Raw genomic sequence first — 13,865 nt, 5'->3', positions numbered from 1 at the left:
TGTTTAAAAAACGTAAAAAAACCTTAGGTTTCACCCTAAGGTTTTGATTACTGGTGGAGATAAGCGGGATCGAACCGCTGACCTCTTGAATGCCATTCAAGCGCTCTCCCAGCTGAGCTATACCCCCACATTTAGTTAGCGGCGCTTCCACCGACAAAAATTATTATAACCATATTAACTCAACTTGTCAACTGACTTTATATAGTTTTTTTATGATTTATAAAAGATTGTTAAAACAGTACATTCATCTGCTAGCAGCAATTCATCGTCATATTTATGAAAATTTTCAGGCAGGAATGATGGGAGATTCTACCGAACTCTTAATTACTAACAAAAAAATTACGATATATAGGAGGTAATTCATTAGTATTAAGCAATAGAAAAAGGGGATGATTTTTCATCCCCTTTTTACCGATACCGGGAGTTCACTCTTGATGTTGCTGCCGGAAGCATATTAGCATTTTGATTTGTCTTCTTTTTTCTGATTCTTGGCTTTAGGACTTAATTCACAGGAAAATTCGGCGGAAACTTCTTTTTGGTTGCAGTTTTTATCAGAGAAGCAGTCTTTTGATTTTTCCGACACAGTATCACCTCCTGCTGTCTGTTGTATTGAGTCCTGAACTTAGTTTTTCCCGGGTAGACAGGGAACTTATCATGGTAAAAAATAGATTTTTTCGAATTGCGCCAGGGAACAGGAAAGAATTTAATATTTTAACAAGTATTTGAATTGGTGCGGGATAATTTCATAGATGAGGGGATGGTATCTTGGACGCATTAACCTCTAAGGAACAGGCAATGGTAGAGTTAACGGCGTTAACATATGAATTTTTACTCATTAGCCGCAAGTTATCCTTGACAGAGGATGTATCGGATCTGTCTGCGGATGCTTTTCCTTCCCTTTTGGGGGGCGCTTTGACCAGTGAGATTGAGACACGGATTTGTCAAACCAATGGAATTGACGCTATCACCGGGGCTTTGCATACTCTCTATGACCGATTAAATGAACTGGAGGAGCGGGTCCGGCTGAGTGATCATTGAGACGGCGCGTCCCCGGGACAGAACAGTCATAGAATATATTTGTCTTCAGTAGGATATAGGATACCAGGCATTGAATTCTTTAAAGAGATGAGAAAAGGGGGCGAGATCATTGGTCAGAAAAGAGTATTTAAATGAATTAGCCAATATTCGTAGCACGGTAATAGGTATGGGAGAAAAGACAGTAGCTTCTGTTCTAAATGCAACATCCGCTCTGGCCGAACGGGATTCAGAAATGGCTGCAGCTTCGCGGCAATATGAAAAAGATGTTGATAAAATATACACGGCTGTAGACGAAACATGCATCCGCACGATGGCTACGCAGCAGCCGGCTGCTACGGATTTGCGGTTTCTTGTGGCCACTATGAAAATAGCTACTGAAGTGGAACGAATTGCTGATTATGCCAACAATATCGCTAAAATTGTGCAAAAGAAATTCCCCCAAGTGGATGTGACACATATTGTCCCGCTTTCTCCTACCGTCAAATCCATGGGGGATTTGGCCGCCACCATGCTGAGCGATGCTATGCGGGCCTACGCGACTAACGACCCGGATTTGGCGTCAGAAGTGATTGGACGGGATGATGCAGTGGACAGAATCCGCAAAGACCTGTTCGTGAAGCTGATTTCTAATGCTACTGCTGATGCCAAAGCACTGGAAGCTATTTTGGAACTGCATACGGCCATTCGCTACATTGAGAGGGTTGCCGATCGTTCAACCAATATAGCTGAATGGGTGTTTTATGTTGCGACTGGCTACAAAATGCCTGATGAAAAACCAGGGAAATAGCTCAGGGAAAAGAGAAGGCATTGATACGAGCCGGACGAATCCTAATTGCTATCAATGCCTTTTTTTCTATATAACCTGGGACCGTGCTTTCCCTTATGGCTGCAAGGCATTGGGTTTTAAAGGAAGACGGATTCCCAGTCTGGACGTTCTGACGGCATCAGGTTCACGGTGCTTATATTTCCGGGAAAAGACTACAGGCGAGCACCCGGATGAAAACTGATTCTGGATGATAACGGTGGTGAAATTGTGCAACGCATTACTGTATCTGAAGCCAAATTAGGGATGAAGAGCGCACGAAGTATTTACAATGCAGATGGCCGGCTGTTATTGGCTGAGGGTGTCCCGTTCAATGACTATTATATTAAACGGCTTAATGAAATAGGGTTGCCGGCTCTCTATATCCAAAGCCCCTTATCAGCGGATGTTAAGGTGCCTCAACTGGTGCAGGAAGAAACCCGGATTATGGTGACTCAGCTGGTCCAAAAATCTTTTGACGGACTCCGGGCAGGGAAAAGAGTAGACCTTGATCAATTTAAGGAAATGGCGAAATCGATTGTGGATGAGGTCATCCAGAATCGTCACACCATGATTCATCTGAATGATATCCGGATTCACGACGATTATACCTTCGGACATTGCGTAAATACTTGCATCCTGGCCACACTGACCGGTGTATGGATGGATTATAATGAAAAAGAACTGTATGAACTTTCCCTGGGCGCTTTGCTGCACGATACGGGTAAAGCTCTGATTCATAAAGATATTTTGAACAAACGGGGACAGCTGAACCCTAAAGAAATGACGGAGATGCAGCGTCATCCCGAATATGGCTTTGATATTCTCCGCAGGTACAGTCAGGAACTTTCTATGTTGGTCGTCCATGTAGCGTATCAGCATCACGAAAAATGCGATGGGAAAGGGTATCCGCGTGGACTTGCCAGAGAGGAAATTCATGAGTATGCCCGTATCACGTCTATTGCTGATGTGTATGACGCTTTGACCTCTGACCGGTCTTACCGCAGCGCGATGCTGCCTCATGAAGCGTATGAGATCATGCAGGCCGGTTCCGGGACTCAGTTCGACACTGAAATATTGAAGATATTTCTGCAGCAGATTGCAGTGTATCCGGTTGGTGCCTTTGTTGAACTGAACAATGGCGAAATCGGCGTTGTGATTCAGGTAAACCGCAATATGCCAACCAGACCTAAAGTAAGGATTGTCATGAATGTTGCGAAGCAGTTTTGTTCGCCGGAGAGTAATCAGGAACAGGATCTGCACGAAAATTTAACCTGTTTTGTCAGCAAGGTATTAAGCCGGGCAGAAGTTGCCAAGCTGGAAAAACGCTTTGCATTGCAGGGATTTACGGCTGAACTGCAGGAACAATCCGGTTGACAAATAGGCTATGGCTGATGCGATATTGGCGTAGGAAGGTTTGTTTGTTCGGTAGAATGGCAGGATAGTAGGACAATCTGTTTTTGTTCTTACACACCCTGTGTGTGTTTTTCTTTTCCCCTATTCTGGAAAGGAGATGGAACAGAAGTATTTTTTAGGGTCCTGTAGTGGGACGCAGAAGGGTTTAAAGGATTCTCTAATGAATGGCAGAGTAGAAGGGTAGGATGGATTTATGTCGATTCAATTAATTATTGTGGTATTATACATTGCCCTATTGTTTTTGATTAGCTGGTATGCTAAACAGAAGGCTTCTAAAGGCAGTGCAAACTTCTTATTTGCCGGCAGGGAATTAAATACTGGACTGGTGGCCGTGAATATCGCCGGATTGGCCGTAGGCGCCGCCTCCACAATCGGAGTTGCCGAAAGCGCCTTTCAGGTTGGTTTGGCAGCGGGGTGGTATAACGCCGCCTGGGCAGCCGGTGCTGTGGTTATGGGTCTTGTTGCCGCCGGAAAGTATCGTGGCATGCAGTGTACAACTGTTCCCGAACTATTCGAACGGTTCTACGATAAAAAAGGGCGGATTATCAGCGTCATTGGTTTAATTACGATTCAATTGGTCATCACATCTTTGCAGTACCTGGCTGGAGGAGCAATCCTCTCCTCGCTGCTGCCCGAGGTTTTCTCCATGCAGGGCGGTATGATTACCAGCGCCGTGGTATTTATCGGCATTACTCTCATCGGTGGTCTATGGTCATCAGGGCTTTCCAATGTGGTAAGTGTGATCCTGATCTATATCGGCGTCATCGTCGGTACTCTTATCACTCTTTGCCAACTTGGCGGCGTTGGCGCTATTGCGGCTCAATTGCCGGCCGGTACCGATTGGTTCGGTCCCCTTGGCGGATTGAGTCTGGCTACGGTTGCTGGCTGGTTTGTGGTAATGATCACTCAGACTATTACGGCCCAGGGACCGGTGCAAATTGCCTGCGGCGCAAAAAATGAGTCTGTGGCTAAGCGGGGGTTTCTATGGGGCGCAGTGATTATTTTCCCCATTGGTTTCATGTGCGCTCTTATGGGGGTGGCGGCCAAAGTTGCTTACCCTGGCATTCAGGCGACGATGGCCTTGCCGAAGATTATTATGAACTTGGACCCGGTTGTTTCAGGTATCACCCTGGCGGCGCTTTGGGCAGCCGATGTATCGACGGCCTGCACCTTATTGCTGGGAGCGGGTACGCTGTTTTCTCAGGATATCTGGAAACGGTTCTGGTGTCCCACTGTGAGTGAACGGGACTATTTAACCGTTAACCGGTTAGCGGTTCTGGCATTAGGACTCATGACCTTATGGATGGCGTTTAATGCCGTAAACATTGTTAAAACTCTCTTAATCGGCCTTAGTTTGACCACAGCGTTTACATTGATTTTCTTGGCCACTATTTTTGTTCCGGGACTGTGCCGGCGCAATTCAGCTTTCTACACCACCTTGGCTGGGATGGTGGCCTTGCTGGTCTGGCAGATTTTTCCCGCCGTCAGAGTATTCGACCATCCGATTTATTTGGAATGGCTGGTATGTCTGACGACCTTCCTGACAGTTGCGGTCATAGACTCTGACAGAATTGCCGTACCGGCGCCGGATACAGTTTCCACCGGAAAATAATATGGCTGAAGGTATAAGGTTGTTGGAGTAAATGCGGACGTGAAAGCTATCCTTACATGTCGAAAGGAGTGCGCCTGTGGAGGATATCAGTAGTATTGATGTTGGGCGGGCGGCCTTAAAGATGGCAGCCAGTGAATCTCGCCAGGAAGAGCAGGAAATGCGGCAGAATCTTTGCCGTAAGGGAATAGCGGCCGTAGCTGTGGATTTTGGCGGTGAGTATATTGCCACCGTAAAAAAAATCATCGAACGTGCGGTTGTGGCGGCACAGCGTCAAGGACTGGTACCGGAAAATCATGTGGGTGAAGGGGCTGTTGCCGGAGCGACCCGGGCGGCTTTGGAACGGATTATGCCAATGGCGGTTGGTTTAAACGTGGGTGGCAAAATCGGCATCGCCCGTTGCGGTGAGCACTTGTGCGTTGCTATTTACTGCGGTGTGGGTGTGCTTAATTTAAATGAAGTAGCGGTAGGAATGGCCCACCGTTCTTTACCGTTGGATGCAAGCGCATCGGTATAAAGCGGTCACGATTCGCTGCAAAGGAGAAAAATCCCGTCATATGGCGGGATTTTTCCTTTGTGGTCCTGCGGGCGCAGACTTTTCTGAAAGACAGATGAGCCACATCGCTGAATAAGGTACCAAACTGACGCTTTATTGCGCCATACGATCAAATGTTTGTCTAATATCGTTTAGTTGGCTGGCATTCGGTATTTCAAGCTAAAATCCGTTGGCAGCACTTTACCTTTTCGCGGCTATTTATGATAGAATGAAAACGTTATTATCATTATCACTTCATCAAGTGATTAAGGTGGGAACAAAGGCATGATTGCTGGTTATTTATTTTGGGCGACGCTGGCACTGTTTGGCGCCGGTGCGATGTCTCCGCTTGTGATCCGAAGAAACCCGGGCACACTGAATATCATTGCGCATGGTTTGGCCGCTATGGGGTGTCTCGCTGCCGGACTTTGCGCAATCTTTATTATGATCTCTAATTTTTCCGGAATAGCGGAAAGTTTAGTGATTGTTTTGCCGGCAGTAGAAATTTTAGGGCCGGTCTCAGTACGGGTTGATTTGTTGTCGGCGCATTTTTTGCTGTTAATGGGTGTCGCGGGGTTTTGTATCAGTCTGTATGCTGTGGGTTACTGCCGGCAGTATCAAGCCGGACAATTGCCTCTTCTGACAGCGTTGTTTAACGCGTTTCTTTTGTCTATTGCTTTGGTATTGACCCTCAGTCAGGCTATGGCTTTTTTAATCGCCTGGGAGGTCATGGCGGTTATATCATTTCTGCTGGTTAACTTTGAACATGAGAAGCCGGGGACAACCCGGACCGCATTTATATACATGATCATGACCCATATCGGGACAGCCTTGGTGATCATTGCCTTTCTTTTATTGGTGCAGGCAGCGGGAACAATGGATTTTACGGCTTTGGCAGCAGCTTATAAGAATGAGACAGTCCGCAACGGGGTTTTCCTGACAGCCTTTCTGGGATTTGGTATTAAGGCGGGTATGATACCCTTTCATGTCTGGCTGCCCCGGGCTTATACCGCGGCTCCCAGCCATATTTCCGCTCTGATGTCCGGAGTCATGATGAAAACCGCTGTATACGGTATGGCTCGCTTTTTTCTTGACTTTTTGGGACAAGGACCAACCTGGTGGGGAGGCATGGTGCTTTGTTTAGGCGGAGTATCAGCCGTAATGGGGATTTTATACGCTCTCCTGTCCAATAACATTAAACGGCTGTTCGCTTATTCCAGTGTAGAAAATATCGGCATCATGCTGCTGGGTATTGGGGCGGCCCTATTGTTTTCCGGCAGGGGGCAGGAAGGGTTGGCGGCCTTGGCCTGGACTGCTGTTCTGCTGCATGCCTTCAATCATGCCGTATTTAAGTCTTTATTGTTTATGGCCTCAGGCGCTGTGATTCGCGCAACCGGGACTAATGAACTGGAGCGTATGGGAGGATTGGCTAAGTCCATGCCTTATACCTCTTTCGTGTGTTTGATCGGAGCCGTGAGTATCACCGCCCTGCCTCCCTTTAATGGCTTTATGAGTGAGTGGCTCGTTTATCAATCGCTATTTTTCATTGAACAGGTAATACCGGGGGCAATTGGCCGGCTTACAGCCGCCGTGTTTATAGCTTTGCTGGGATTAAGCGGGGCTTTGGCCCTGGCGGCCTTTGCCAAAGCCTATGGCATTGCTTTTCTCGGCAAGCCGCGCAGCCTGCAGGGGCGGAAGGCCAGAGAGGTTTCGCCCTTTATGCTGGCTCCTATGGGTATATTGGCGCTTTTTTGCCTTGGACTGGGGCTTTGGCCGCAACCGATCCTTGCGTCTTTGCAATTGATGCTGGTCGGCTACGGCCGTATGCAGGAGGCCGCCATGACCTTCCCCTGGCAGGGAGGACTAACCTGGCAAATAGGTTCGCTGGCGGCGGGCAGCCATATTCCCGGTTTGCTGCCCTTGCTGTTGCTGAATCTGTGTATCGGCTGGCTGCTGTTTCGCCTCAGGGGGCGGCCGGTCAAAACGACAGGGGAGACCTGGACCTGCGGTATTGTGCCTGACGCCCGCATGGAATATTCGGCCGTCGGTTTTTCCAAGCCGGTGCAGATAGCGTTCCGCCGTCTGTTGCCGCCGCAGAGAGAAACGCTGGCGGATGGCAATGCTCAACGCTACCACGGGAGAGTTTTGAGTTACTACACTGCGGTGTATAACGTATTTACCGAGCGGTTATATCATCCCTTGGGCCAGATAATTGTTAAATGGTCAACCAGGCTGAAAAAAATGCAGGCCGGCAACGTGCAGCTTTACATCGGATATATCATGGCTGTTACGCTGGTGCTACTGCTTTGGAGTGCGGGGTGGTAAGTATGGAATATGTTGAAATCATAATGCAGGCGTTATTGTTGTTGATGCTGGCCCCTTTGCTATCCGGTTTCATAAAGATTGTCAAAGCCAGGCTGCAGAACCGCCGGGGCCCCAAGCTCCTGCAGAGTTATTACGATCTGGCCAAATTACTGCAAAAAGACAGCGTGTTTTCTCCCACCATATCGGCTATTTTCCCGGTATCCCCCTATGTTTACTTTACCGTGACCCTGACTGCGGCTGCTATGTTGCCCCTTACCCTGTTCGGCAGCGCCAGCCGGTCTTTTGATGTCTTCCTGCTGATTTATCTCCTGGCGGCAGGCCGTCTGTTCATGGTCCTGGCTTCGCTGGATGCCGGCAGTACCTTTGGCGGCATGGGCGGATCCCGGGAAATGTATCTGTCGGTTTTAATTGAGCCGCTATTATTGCTGACGTTACTGACAGTGGCTACGCGCAGCAACAGCACGAATTTATTGTCGATGGCGGCTATCGCCGAAAAAACGCCGTTTTCACTGCCCTATATATTTGCTGCGATCGCCTTCTGTATAATCATGATTGCTGAAACCGGCCGTGTTCCCATTGACAATCCTGATACGCATCTGGAGTTAACTATGATCCATGAGGGGATGATCCTGGAGTATTCCGGCCGTTATCTGGGTTTGATCCATTGGGCCGCTTCCCTGAAACAGCTGATCATTTTAATCTTGTTTGTCCTGTTCTTTCTGCCATGGAAGTTTTCTTTGTTTCATGGATGGGTTCCGACAGCGGCCTGGTTTTTGCTGAAGCTTTTTTTTGCGGCGGCACTGCTGGGCATAGCGGAGACCGGCACCAATAAAATGCGTCTATTCCGGGTTCCCGGTTTTCTGGCTGTCTCGGGATTACTGTCGATACTAGCGCTGGTAGCGCAATAAAAGGATGTGGAACCCGTGAATGTGTTTGCCATCTTCTTGCTGTTTGGCGCATTTTTGCAGACTCGTGCCATTAAGTTAAAAACCGCCGTGGAAATCCTGTTGGTCCAGTCCGTCATTATTTCCTTGGCCTGTCTTTATATCGGCTGGGAGACAGGCGAGGTACACATGTTCATTGCCGCGTTTTTAACGTTTGCCATCAAGGCGGTGCTGATTCCTTACGCCTTAATGCGGCTGGTACGCAGGCTGCACCAGGAAAAAGAGAGGAATCCTGTTTTGAGCCCGAATGCCGCATCTTTGGCGGCGGCTACAGTGATCTTTTTTTCTTATATCCTGATTGACCGGGCGCTGCCGGGAATACTCAGCCGGGATGCCTTAGCTGCGGCCGTGTCTCTGATGATGATCGGTCTCTTGTTGATTATGACCCGTCATCAGGCGATGATGCAGACCATTGGCTTGATTACCATGGAAAATGGACTCTATTTGGTAGGTTTGTCTGTCACAAAGGGATTGCCGCTTATTATCGAATTGGGTATTTTTGTCGATGTACTGGTGGCCGTATTAGTGCTGGTGATCCTCACATACCGCCTGAAAATTTCGTTTTGGTCCACGGATACTAGTATCTTAGAAAAATTAAAGGGTTAGGGGACCGTTGAAAAAGGCCCATCTGCGTCGTTTCCTCCTGCGGGCGGGCTCAGTCAGAAAGCGTCTCCGTTCGGATTCTAGGCAATAGATATTTTGCTGTGACTACGCCGAAACGCGACCTGCTTTCTTCCTGATCTCATGATGCTTCGCATCTCTCTAGTATCAACGTACCCTGCGAACGTACAGTCTCACGCCCGTCCTCGTCGCACCTCGCATCTGAACCTTTTTGAACGGTCCCAAATTCGAGGTTAAAGACGGGTTTGAGAACGATTGCCGGACGAAAGTGGTGAAATTTATTACAATGGACATAGTAACCTCGCTTATGCCTGTCATATTTGAACTGTTATGTTTGCTGCTGGCAATTCCGCTTTTGACCGGAGGATTCTCTTTGCTGTCCATGCCTGCCGGCAGATTGGGCTGGATGAATCTGGGGAGCAGCGCTTTGACTTTTGTTATGGTCTGGGGAGTGGTATATATCGTTGCGGCCCGGGGGATGATCCAGACCGGCATGTTTTATCTGGATGCGCTCAACGCGACGATGCTGCTGGTAATAGGAACCTTATCCTTCACAGCTGCCTGGTTTTCTCTTTCTTATATGCGGCGTGAATTGGAGCATGGACATTTATCCGCCCGGATGCTGTCACGCTACTATGCGCTTTTGCAATTATTCATCTTCACCATGCTGGTTGTCCTAATGGTGGAGAACCTGGGGTTAATCTGGGTGGCAGTGGAAGCCACCACTCTGGCCAGCGCTTTGTTGGTAGCCTTTTACTTTAACCGTTCTGCCCTGGAGGCGGCCTGGAAGTATGTGATGGTATGCACGGTGGGAATCTGTCTGGCTCTCTTGGGAACCATTCTGCTGTATTATACTCAGGTGAATGCTGTGGGCGGCGGTGATCATGCCTTGAGCTGGCTATCTTTGCGGGATCATGCCGACCTGCTGGATCCGGGATTGATCAAACTCTCTTTTGTGTTTTTGCTGGTGGGTTACGGCACAAAAGCCGGTTTAGCCCCCATGCACACCTGGCTGCCTGATGCCCACAGCCAGGCGCCGTCACCGGTCAGCGGCCTGCTGTCCGGCGCCTTGTTATCCTGCGCTTTGTATGCCCTGATTCGCAATATGATTATCGTGCAGGGAGCTTTGGGGCCTTTATTCGGCCAGCAGCTGCTGCTGGCTTTTGGCGTCATCAGTGTGGCTGTTTCCATTCCGTTTGTTCTGGTGCAGCATGACCTGAAGCGGCTGCTGGCTTATTCCAGTGTGGAGCATATGGGTCTTGTAGCTTTAGGATTGGGGATTGGGACGCCTCTGGCTATATTCGGGGCGCTTTTCCATGTTCTGAATCACGCTCTGGCTAAATCATCGCTCTTTTATCTGGCCGGTATGATTACCCAGGGCTATCATACAAAATATATTATGCGTATCTCCGGTTTAGTCAGGGAGATGCCGGTTACAGGCTGGATGTTTGTCCTGGGCTTGCTGGCGATTACCGGTACGCCGCCCTTTGGCGTATTCACCAGTAAATTTGTCATTCTCCGGGCGGCTTTTGAAAGCGGGAACATCTTTCTCGGCAGCAGCGTCTTGGTTCTATTGGTAGCCGTGTTCGCCGGCATGATCTATTATTGCCTGCGTATGGCTTTCGGACAGGTCACTTACAAACATCATGTTCAGCCTGCCGCCGGCAGCAGTATAGCGGCAGTGATTTTCTCCCTGGCCGTCCTGGTGGTATCCGGGTTCTATCTGCCGGAATGGTTGTATCTGATGCTGACCCGCGCTGCGGCTATTGTGAAGGGGGGAGTCTGATGAGCAAGATGCAGGAAACCCAGGTCCATACATTGGAAGCGACTGCGGCCAACTTTCGCGTTGCCGCTAATACTGTATATAAAAACGGGCAGCGGATGCTTTCAGCCATGTTTGCCAATGATGAACGCCAGATTCGGGGGGCCTTTGCGATTTATTGCATTTTTACAGCCCTGGACGAGCCTCAGTCTTTTCATGTAGTGAAAGCAACTCTGCCGGCGGAAGGTCCGGCCGAGTTTCCCTCCCTGACGCCCATCATTCCGGCTGCTGCCTGGTATGAACGGGAGATACACGATTTATTCGGGCTAAACCCTTTGGATCATCCTGATCTCAGGCCCCTTGTGCTGCATGAAAACTGGCCTGCCGGCCTGTATCCTCTGCGTAAGGATTTTCCAGTGAATACAAGCGTATTAACCATGGAAAATGATTATCCTACGCCTCAGGTAACAGGCGAAGGAGTTTTTGAAGTGCCGGTAGGACCGATTCATGCCGGTATCATTGAGCCGGGTCATTTTCGTTTTAGCCAGGCCGGCGAGCATATGATCCATCTGGAAGCCAAATTGTTTTATACCCACCGGGGCATCGAGAAAGCGGTGGAAGGGATACCGCTGGATCAGGCTATTTTTCAGGTGGAGAGAATTTGCGGCGCTTGTTCGGTGTCTAATGCCCTGTCATACAGCCAGGCGGTGGAGGCTCTCACTAGGACGGCGGCGCCCGGCCGGGCTCAGTATTTGCGAATTCTGGCTGCTGAGCTGGAACGGTTATATAACCATGTGGGAGATGTGGGCAATATTTGTGCCGGCTTGGGTTTTGCCGTAGGTACCAGCCACGGATCCCGCCTCAAAGAAAAATTGATGCGTCTGAATGAAGCTTTGACCGGTAACCGCTTTTTGCGGGGCTGGATCGTGCCCGGCGGGGTTGCCATGGATCTTACCCGTGAATTGTCCCAGGATATCCATCATGTCTTGCGTTCGCTGGAAGGCGATTTCCGGGAGCTGATCATGATGCTGAAAGACAGTGAGGCCTTCCGCAATCGGGTGGAAACTACCGGCATTGTCCCTCGGCATGTTGCGCTGGATCTGAGTCTGGTAGGAGTAGCGGCCCGGGCCTCCGGGGTCAGCACCGACATGCGGCGGGATTTTCCCTATTCCGGGTATGCTGAATTTGAATTTAAAGTGCCTGTATACAAAGCCGGTGATGTGGCTGCCCGCTTGGGCGTCAGGGCTGAGGAGGCTTTTCAGTCCATTGGCATCATTCGGGAAGTATTGGCGAAACTGGCTCGCCAGACGGGTCCACTGCGGGCGGAGATCGGAACTGTGGAACCTTATCGCAGCGCTTTCGGCTGGAGTGAATCAGCCCGGGGCGGCAATCTACACTGGGTGATGGCCGGAACTGAAAACCGGATCTACCGTCTCTTCGTGCGTTCCGCATCTTACCCTAACTGGCCGGCATTAGCTGTAGCTGTTCCCCAAAATATCATTCCGGATTTTCCCTTGATCAATAAGAGTTTTGAGTTATGCTACGCCTGTCTGGATCGTTAGAAGAGGGAAAAGGAGGGTTCTGCCGATGCTTGGTATTCTGCATAAAATTTTGTACACCGGCACCGTAACCGAGACTATGGATCAGGCTATCCCGCCGGCGCGTTCCCGGGGTGAAGTAGTCTTCAGGCAGACGGGCTGTTCCGGTTGCCGGGCCTGCGAACATGCTTGTCCTGTACGGGCCTTGCGGTTGGAAGGCGATAAGCCGGTGATTGACCACAACAGCTGTATTTTTTGCGGCCAATGTGTAAATCAGTGTGAGGAAAAAGCACTGGTGCAGACCGGCCATTTTCAGATGGCAACTCTGACCGGTTCTCTGGACCCGGAGGAGGTTTCTTCCCAGGTGGCCTGTAAAATTCGCGCCGTTCTCGGTCGGTCGCTTCATATACGTCATCTGGATGCCGGCTCCTGTAACGCCTGTGATTTTGAAATGTCGGCTTTGTTAAATCCGGTTTATGATTTGCAGCAATATGGCATTGATTTTGTAGCTTCGCCGCGGCATGCCGACATGTTAATGGTTACCGGCGTGGTGACCCGCAATCTGACCCAGGCGCTGCTGATGACCTATGAGGCGGTGCCTCATCCTAAACTGGTCATGGCAGTAGGTGCCTGCGCCGCCGGCGGGCAGACCTTCGGTTCCGGTTATGCTATGCGGGGCAGGGTGGATGGACTGATTCCGGTGGATATTTATGTTCCGGGATGCCCGCCTAAGCCTCAGGCATTGTTATACGGGCTGCTATTGGCTCTTGACAGACTGTAAAAAATAAACAGTAAAAAGGGTTTTTTCCTGTCTTGTAGAAGTTTATAAGTAGGTTTATAACGATCAGGTCGCTTGGGCATTTGCTGAAGCGGCAAGCAGGAGGATTGTATTGATGAAAACCATTATAAAAACGGACCGGGCGCCTCAGGCTATCGGCCCTTATTCTCAGGGAGTTAAGGCCGGTGGTTTATTATTCTTATCGGGCCAGATTCCCCTTGATCCTGTCACGGGGCAGGTCGTTTATGGCGGCATTGACATGCAGACCCGCCAGGTATTAAATAACATAAAGGCTTTGCTGGAACACGAAAAACTGACCTTCCAAAACGTAGTCAAGACAACGGTTTTTTTAAAGGATATGAATGATTTTGCCTCTATGAACCAAATCTATGGCGAATTTTTTGCCAGTGATCAGCCTGCTCGCTCGGCGGTTCAGATTGCCCGATTGCCTCGCGATGTGAGCGTCGAGATAGAGGTGATTGCTGCTTACTAATTGC

13 protein-coding genes and 1 tRNA gene are annotated in these 13,865 nt (G+C 49.5%); 12 read left to right on the top strand and 2 right to left on the bottom strand.

Annotation, left to right across the window (positions count from 1 at the left end; genetic code table 11):
• Window positions 1-51: 51 nt before the first annotated feature.
• A tRNA-Ala gene (locus ALO_RS08250) sits at window positions 52-127 on the bottom strand.
• A gap of 327 nt (window positions 128-454) precedes the next feature.
• Window positions 455-583 carry a hypothetical protein gene (locus ALO_RS23455; RefSeq protein WP_004094716.1) on the bottom strand — a complete coding sequence of 43 codons (129 nt, stop codon included), beginning with the start codon at window positions 581-583 and terminating at the stop codon, window positions 455-457.
• Window positions 584-765: 182 nt separating this feature from the next.
• Here ALO_RS23455 and ALO_RS08245 point away from each other — a divergent pair, with 182 nt between their 5' ends.
• The 12 genes from ALO_RS08245 (at window position 766) to ALO_RS08190 (ending at window position 13,861) form a co-directional block, all read left to right on the top strand.
• On the top strand, window positions 766-1,038 hold the full coding sequence (locus tag ALO_RS08245) for a hypothetical protein (RefSeq protein ID WP_004094715.1): 273 nt from the start codon (window positions 766-768) through the stop codon (window positions 1,036-1,038).
• A gap of 109 nt (window positions 1,039-1,147) precedes the next feature.
• The gene (gene phoU / locus ALO_RS08240) at window positions 1,148-1,825 is read left to right on the top strand and encodes a phosphate signaling complex protein PhoU (protein WP_004094713.1); all 678 of its coding nucleotides are present in this window, start codon (window positions 1,148-1,150) and stop codon (window positions 1,823-1,825) included.
• A gap of 246 nt (window positions 1,826-2,071) precedes the next feature.
• On the top strand, window positions 2,072-3,217 hold the full coding sequence (locus ALO_RS08235) for an HD-GYP domain-containing protein (protein WP_004094709.1): 1,146 nt from the start codon (window positions 2,072-2,074) through the stop codon (window positions 3,215-3,217).
• Window positions 3,218-3,449: 232 nt separating this feature from the next.
• Window positions 3,450-4,868, top strand: a complete 1,419-nt coding sequence (locus ALO_RS08230) for a sodium:solute symporter family protein (RefSeq protein WP_004094708.1) — start codon at window positions 3,450-3,452, stop codon at window positions 4,866-4,868.
• A gap of 76 nt (window positions 4,869-4,944) precedes the next feature.
• The gene (locus ALO_RS08225) at window positions 4,945-5,382 is read left to right on the top strand and encodes a HutP family protein (RefSeq protein WP_004094707.1); all 438 of its coding nucleotides are present in this window, start codon (window positions 4,945-4,947) and stop codon (window positions 5,380-5,382) included.
• A 303-nt stretch (window positions 5,383-5,685) separates the two neighbouring features.
• Complete coding sequence (locus ALO_RS08220; RefSeq protein WP_004094705.1) at window positions 5,686-7,725, top strand: proton-conducting transporter transmembrane domain-containing protein; 2,040 nt, start codon at window positions 5,686-5,688, stop codon at window positions 7,723-7,725.
• 2 nt (window positions 7,726-7,727) lie between these two features.
• Window positions 7,728-8,633: a respiratory chain complex I subunit 1 family protein gene (locus tag ALO_RS08215; RefSeq protein ID WP_004094704.1), complete on the top strand. Its 906-nt coding sequence runs from the start codon at window positions 7,728-7,730 to the stop codon at window positions 8,631-8,633.
• A 15-nt stretch (window positions 8,634-8,648) separates the two neighbouring features.
• Complete coding sequence (locus tag ALO_RS08210; protein WP_004094703.1) at window positions 8,649-9,275, top strand: hypothetical protein; 627 nt, start codon at window positions 8,649-8,651, stop codon at window positions 9,273-9,275.
• Between the two features lie 286 nt (window positions 9,276-9,561).
• On the top strand, window positions 9,562-11,076 hold the full coding sequence (locus tag ALO_RS08205) for a hydrogenase 4 subunit F (RefSeq protein WP_202945759.1): 1,515 nt from the start codon (window positions 9,562-9,564) through the stop codon (window positions 11,074-11,076).
• On the top strand, window positions 11,076-12,614 hold the full coding sequence (locus ALO_RS08200; protein WP_004094701.1) for a hydrogenase large subunit: 1,539 nt from the start codon (window positions 11,076-11,078) through the stop codon (window positions 12,612-12,614). The genes ALO_RS08205 and ALO_RS08200 overlap by 1 nt, the downstream gene beginning before the upstream one ends.
• Before the next feature lie 25 nt (window positions 12,615-12,639).
• Window positions 12,640-13,371 carry an NADH-quinone oxidoreductase subunit NuoB gene (gene nuoB / locus ALO_RS08195; protein WP_004094700.1) on the top strand — a complete coding sequence of 244 codons (732 nt, stop codon included), beginning with the start codon at window positions 12,640-12,642 and terminating at the stop codon, window positions 13,369-13,371.
• 112 nt (window positions 13,372-13,483) lie between these two features.
• On the top strand, window positions 13,484-13,861 hold the full coding sequence (locus ALO_RS08190; RefSeq protein ID WP_004094697.1) for a RidA family protein: 378 nt from the start codon (window positions 13,484-13,486) through the stop codon (window positions 13,859-13,861).
• Window positions 13,862-13,865: the final 4 nt, after the last annotated feature.

The organism is Acetonema longum DSM 6540, from assembly GCF_000219125.1.
GTDB lineage: Bacteria > Bacillota > Negativicutes > Sporomusales > Acetonemataceae > Acetonema > Acetonema longum.
The sequence above is the reverse complement of the archived record's forward strand: the minus strand, read 5'-3'. Positions and strand labels throughout refer to the sequence as shown.

Bases quoted from the DNA above. Each gene is read 5' to 3' on its own strand.
- nuoB (WP_004094700.1), top strand. From the start codon at position 12,640: ATGCTTGGTATTCTGCATAAAATTTTGTACACCGGCACCGTAACCGAG.
- ALO_RS08220 (WP_004094705.1), top strand. From the start codon at position 5,686: ATGATTGCTGGTTATTTATTTTGGGCGACGCTGGCACTGTTTGGCGCC.
- ALO_RS08230 (WP_004094708.1), top strand. From the start codon at position 3,450: ATGTCGATTCAATTAATTATTGTGGTATTATACATTGCCCTATTGTTT.
- ALO_RS08190 (WP_004094697.1), top strand. From the start codon at position 13,484: ATGAAAACCATTATAAAAACGGACCGGGCGCCTCAGGCTATCGGCCCT.
- ALO_RS08200 (WP_004094701.1), top strand. From the start codon at position 11,076: ATGAGCAAGATGCAGGAAACCCAGGTCCATACATTGGAAGCGACTGCG.
- ALO_RS08215 (WP_004094704.1), top strand. From the start codon at position 7,728: ATGGAATATGTTGAAATCATAATGCAGGCGTTATTGTTGTTGATGCTG.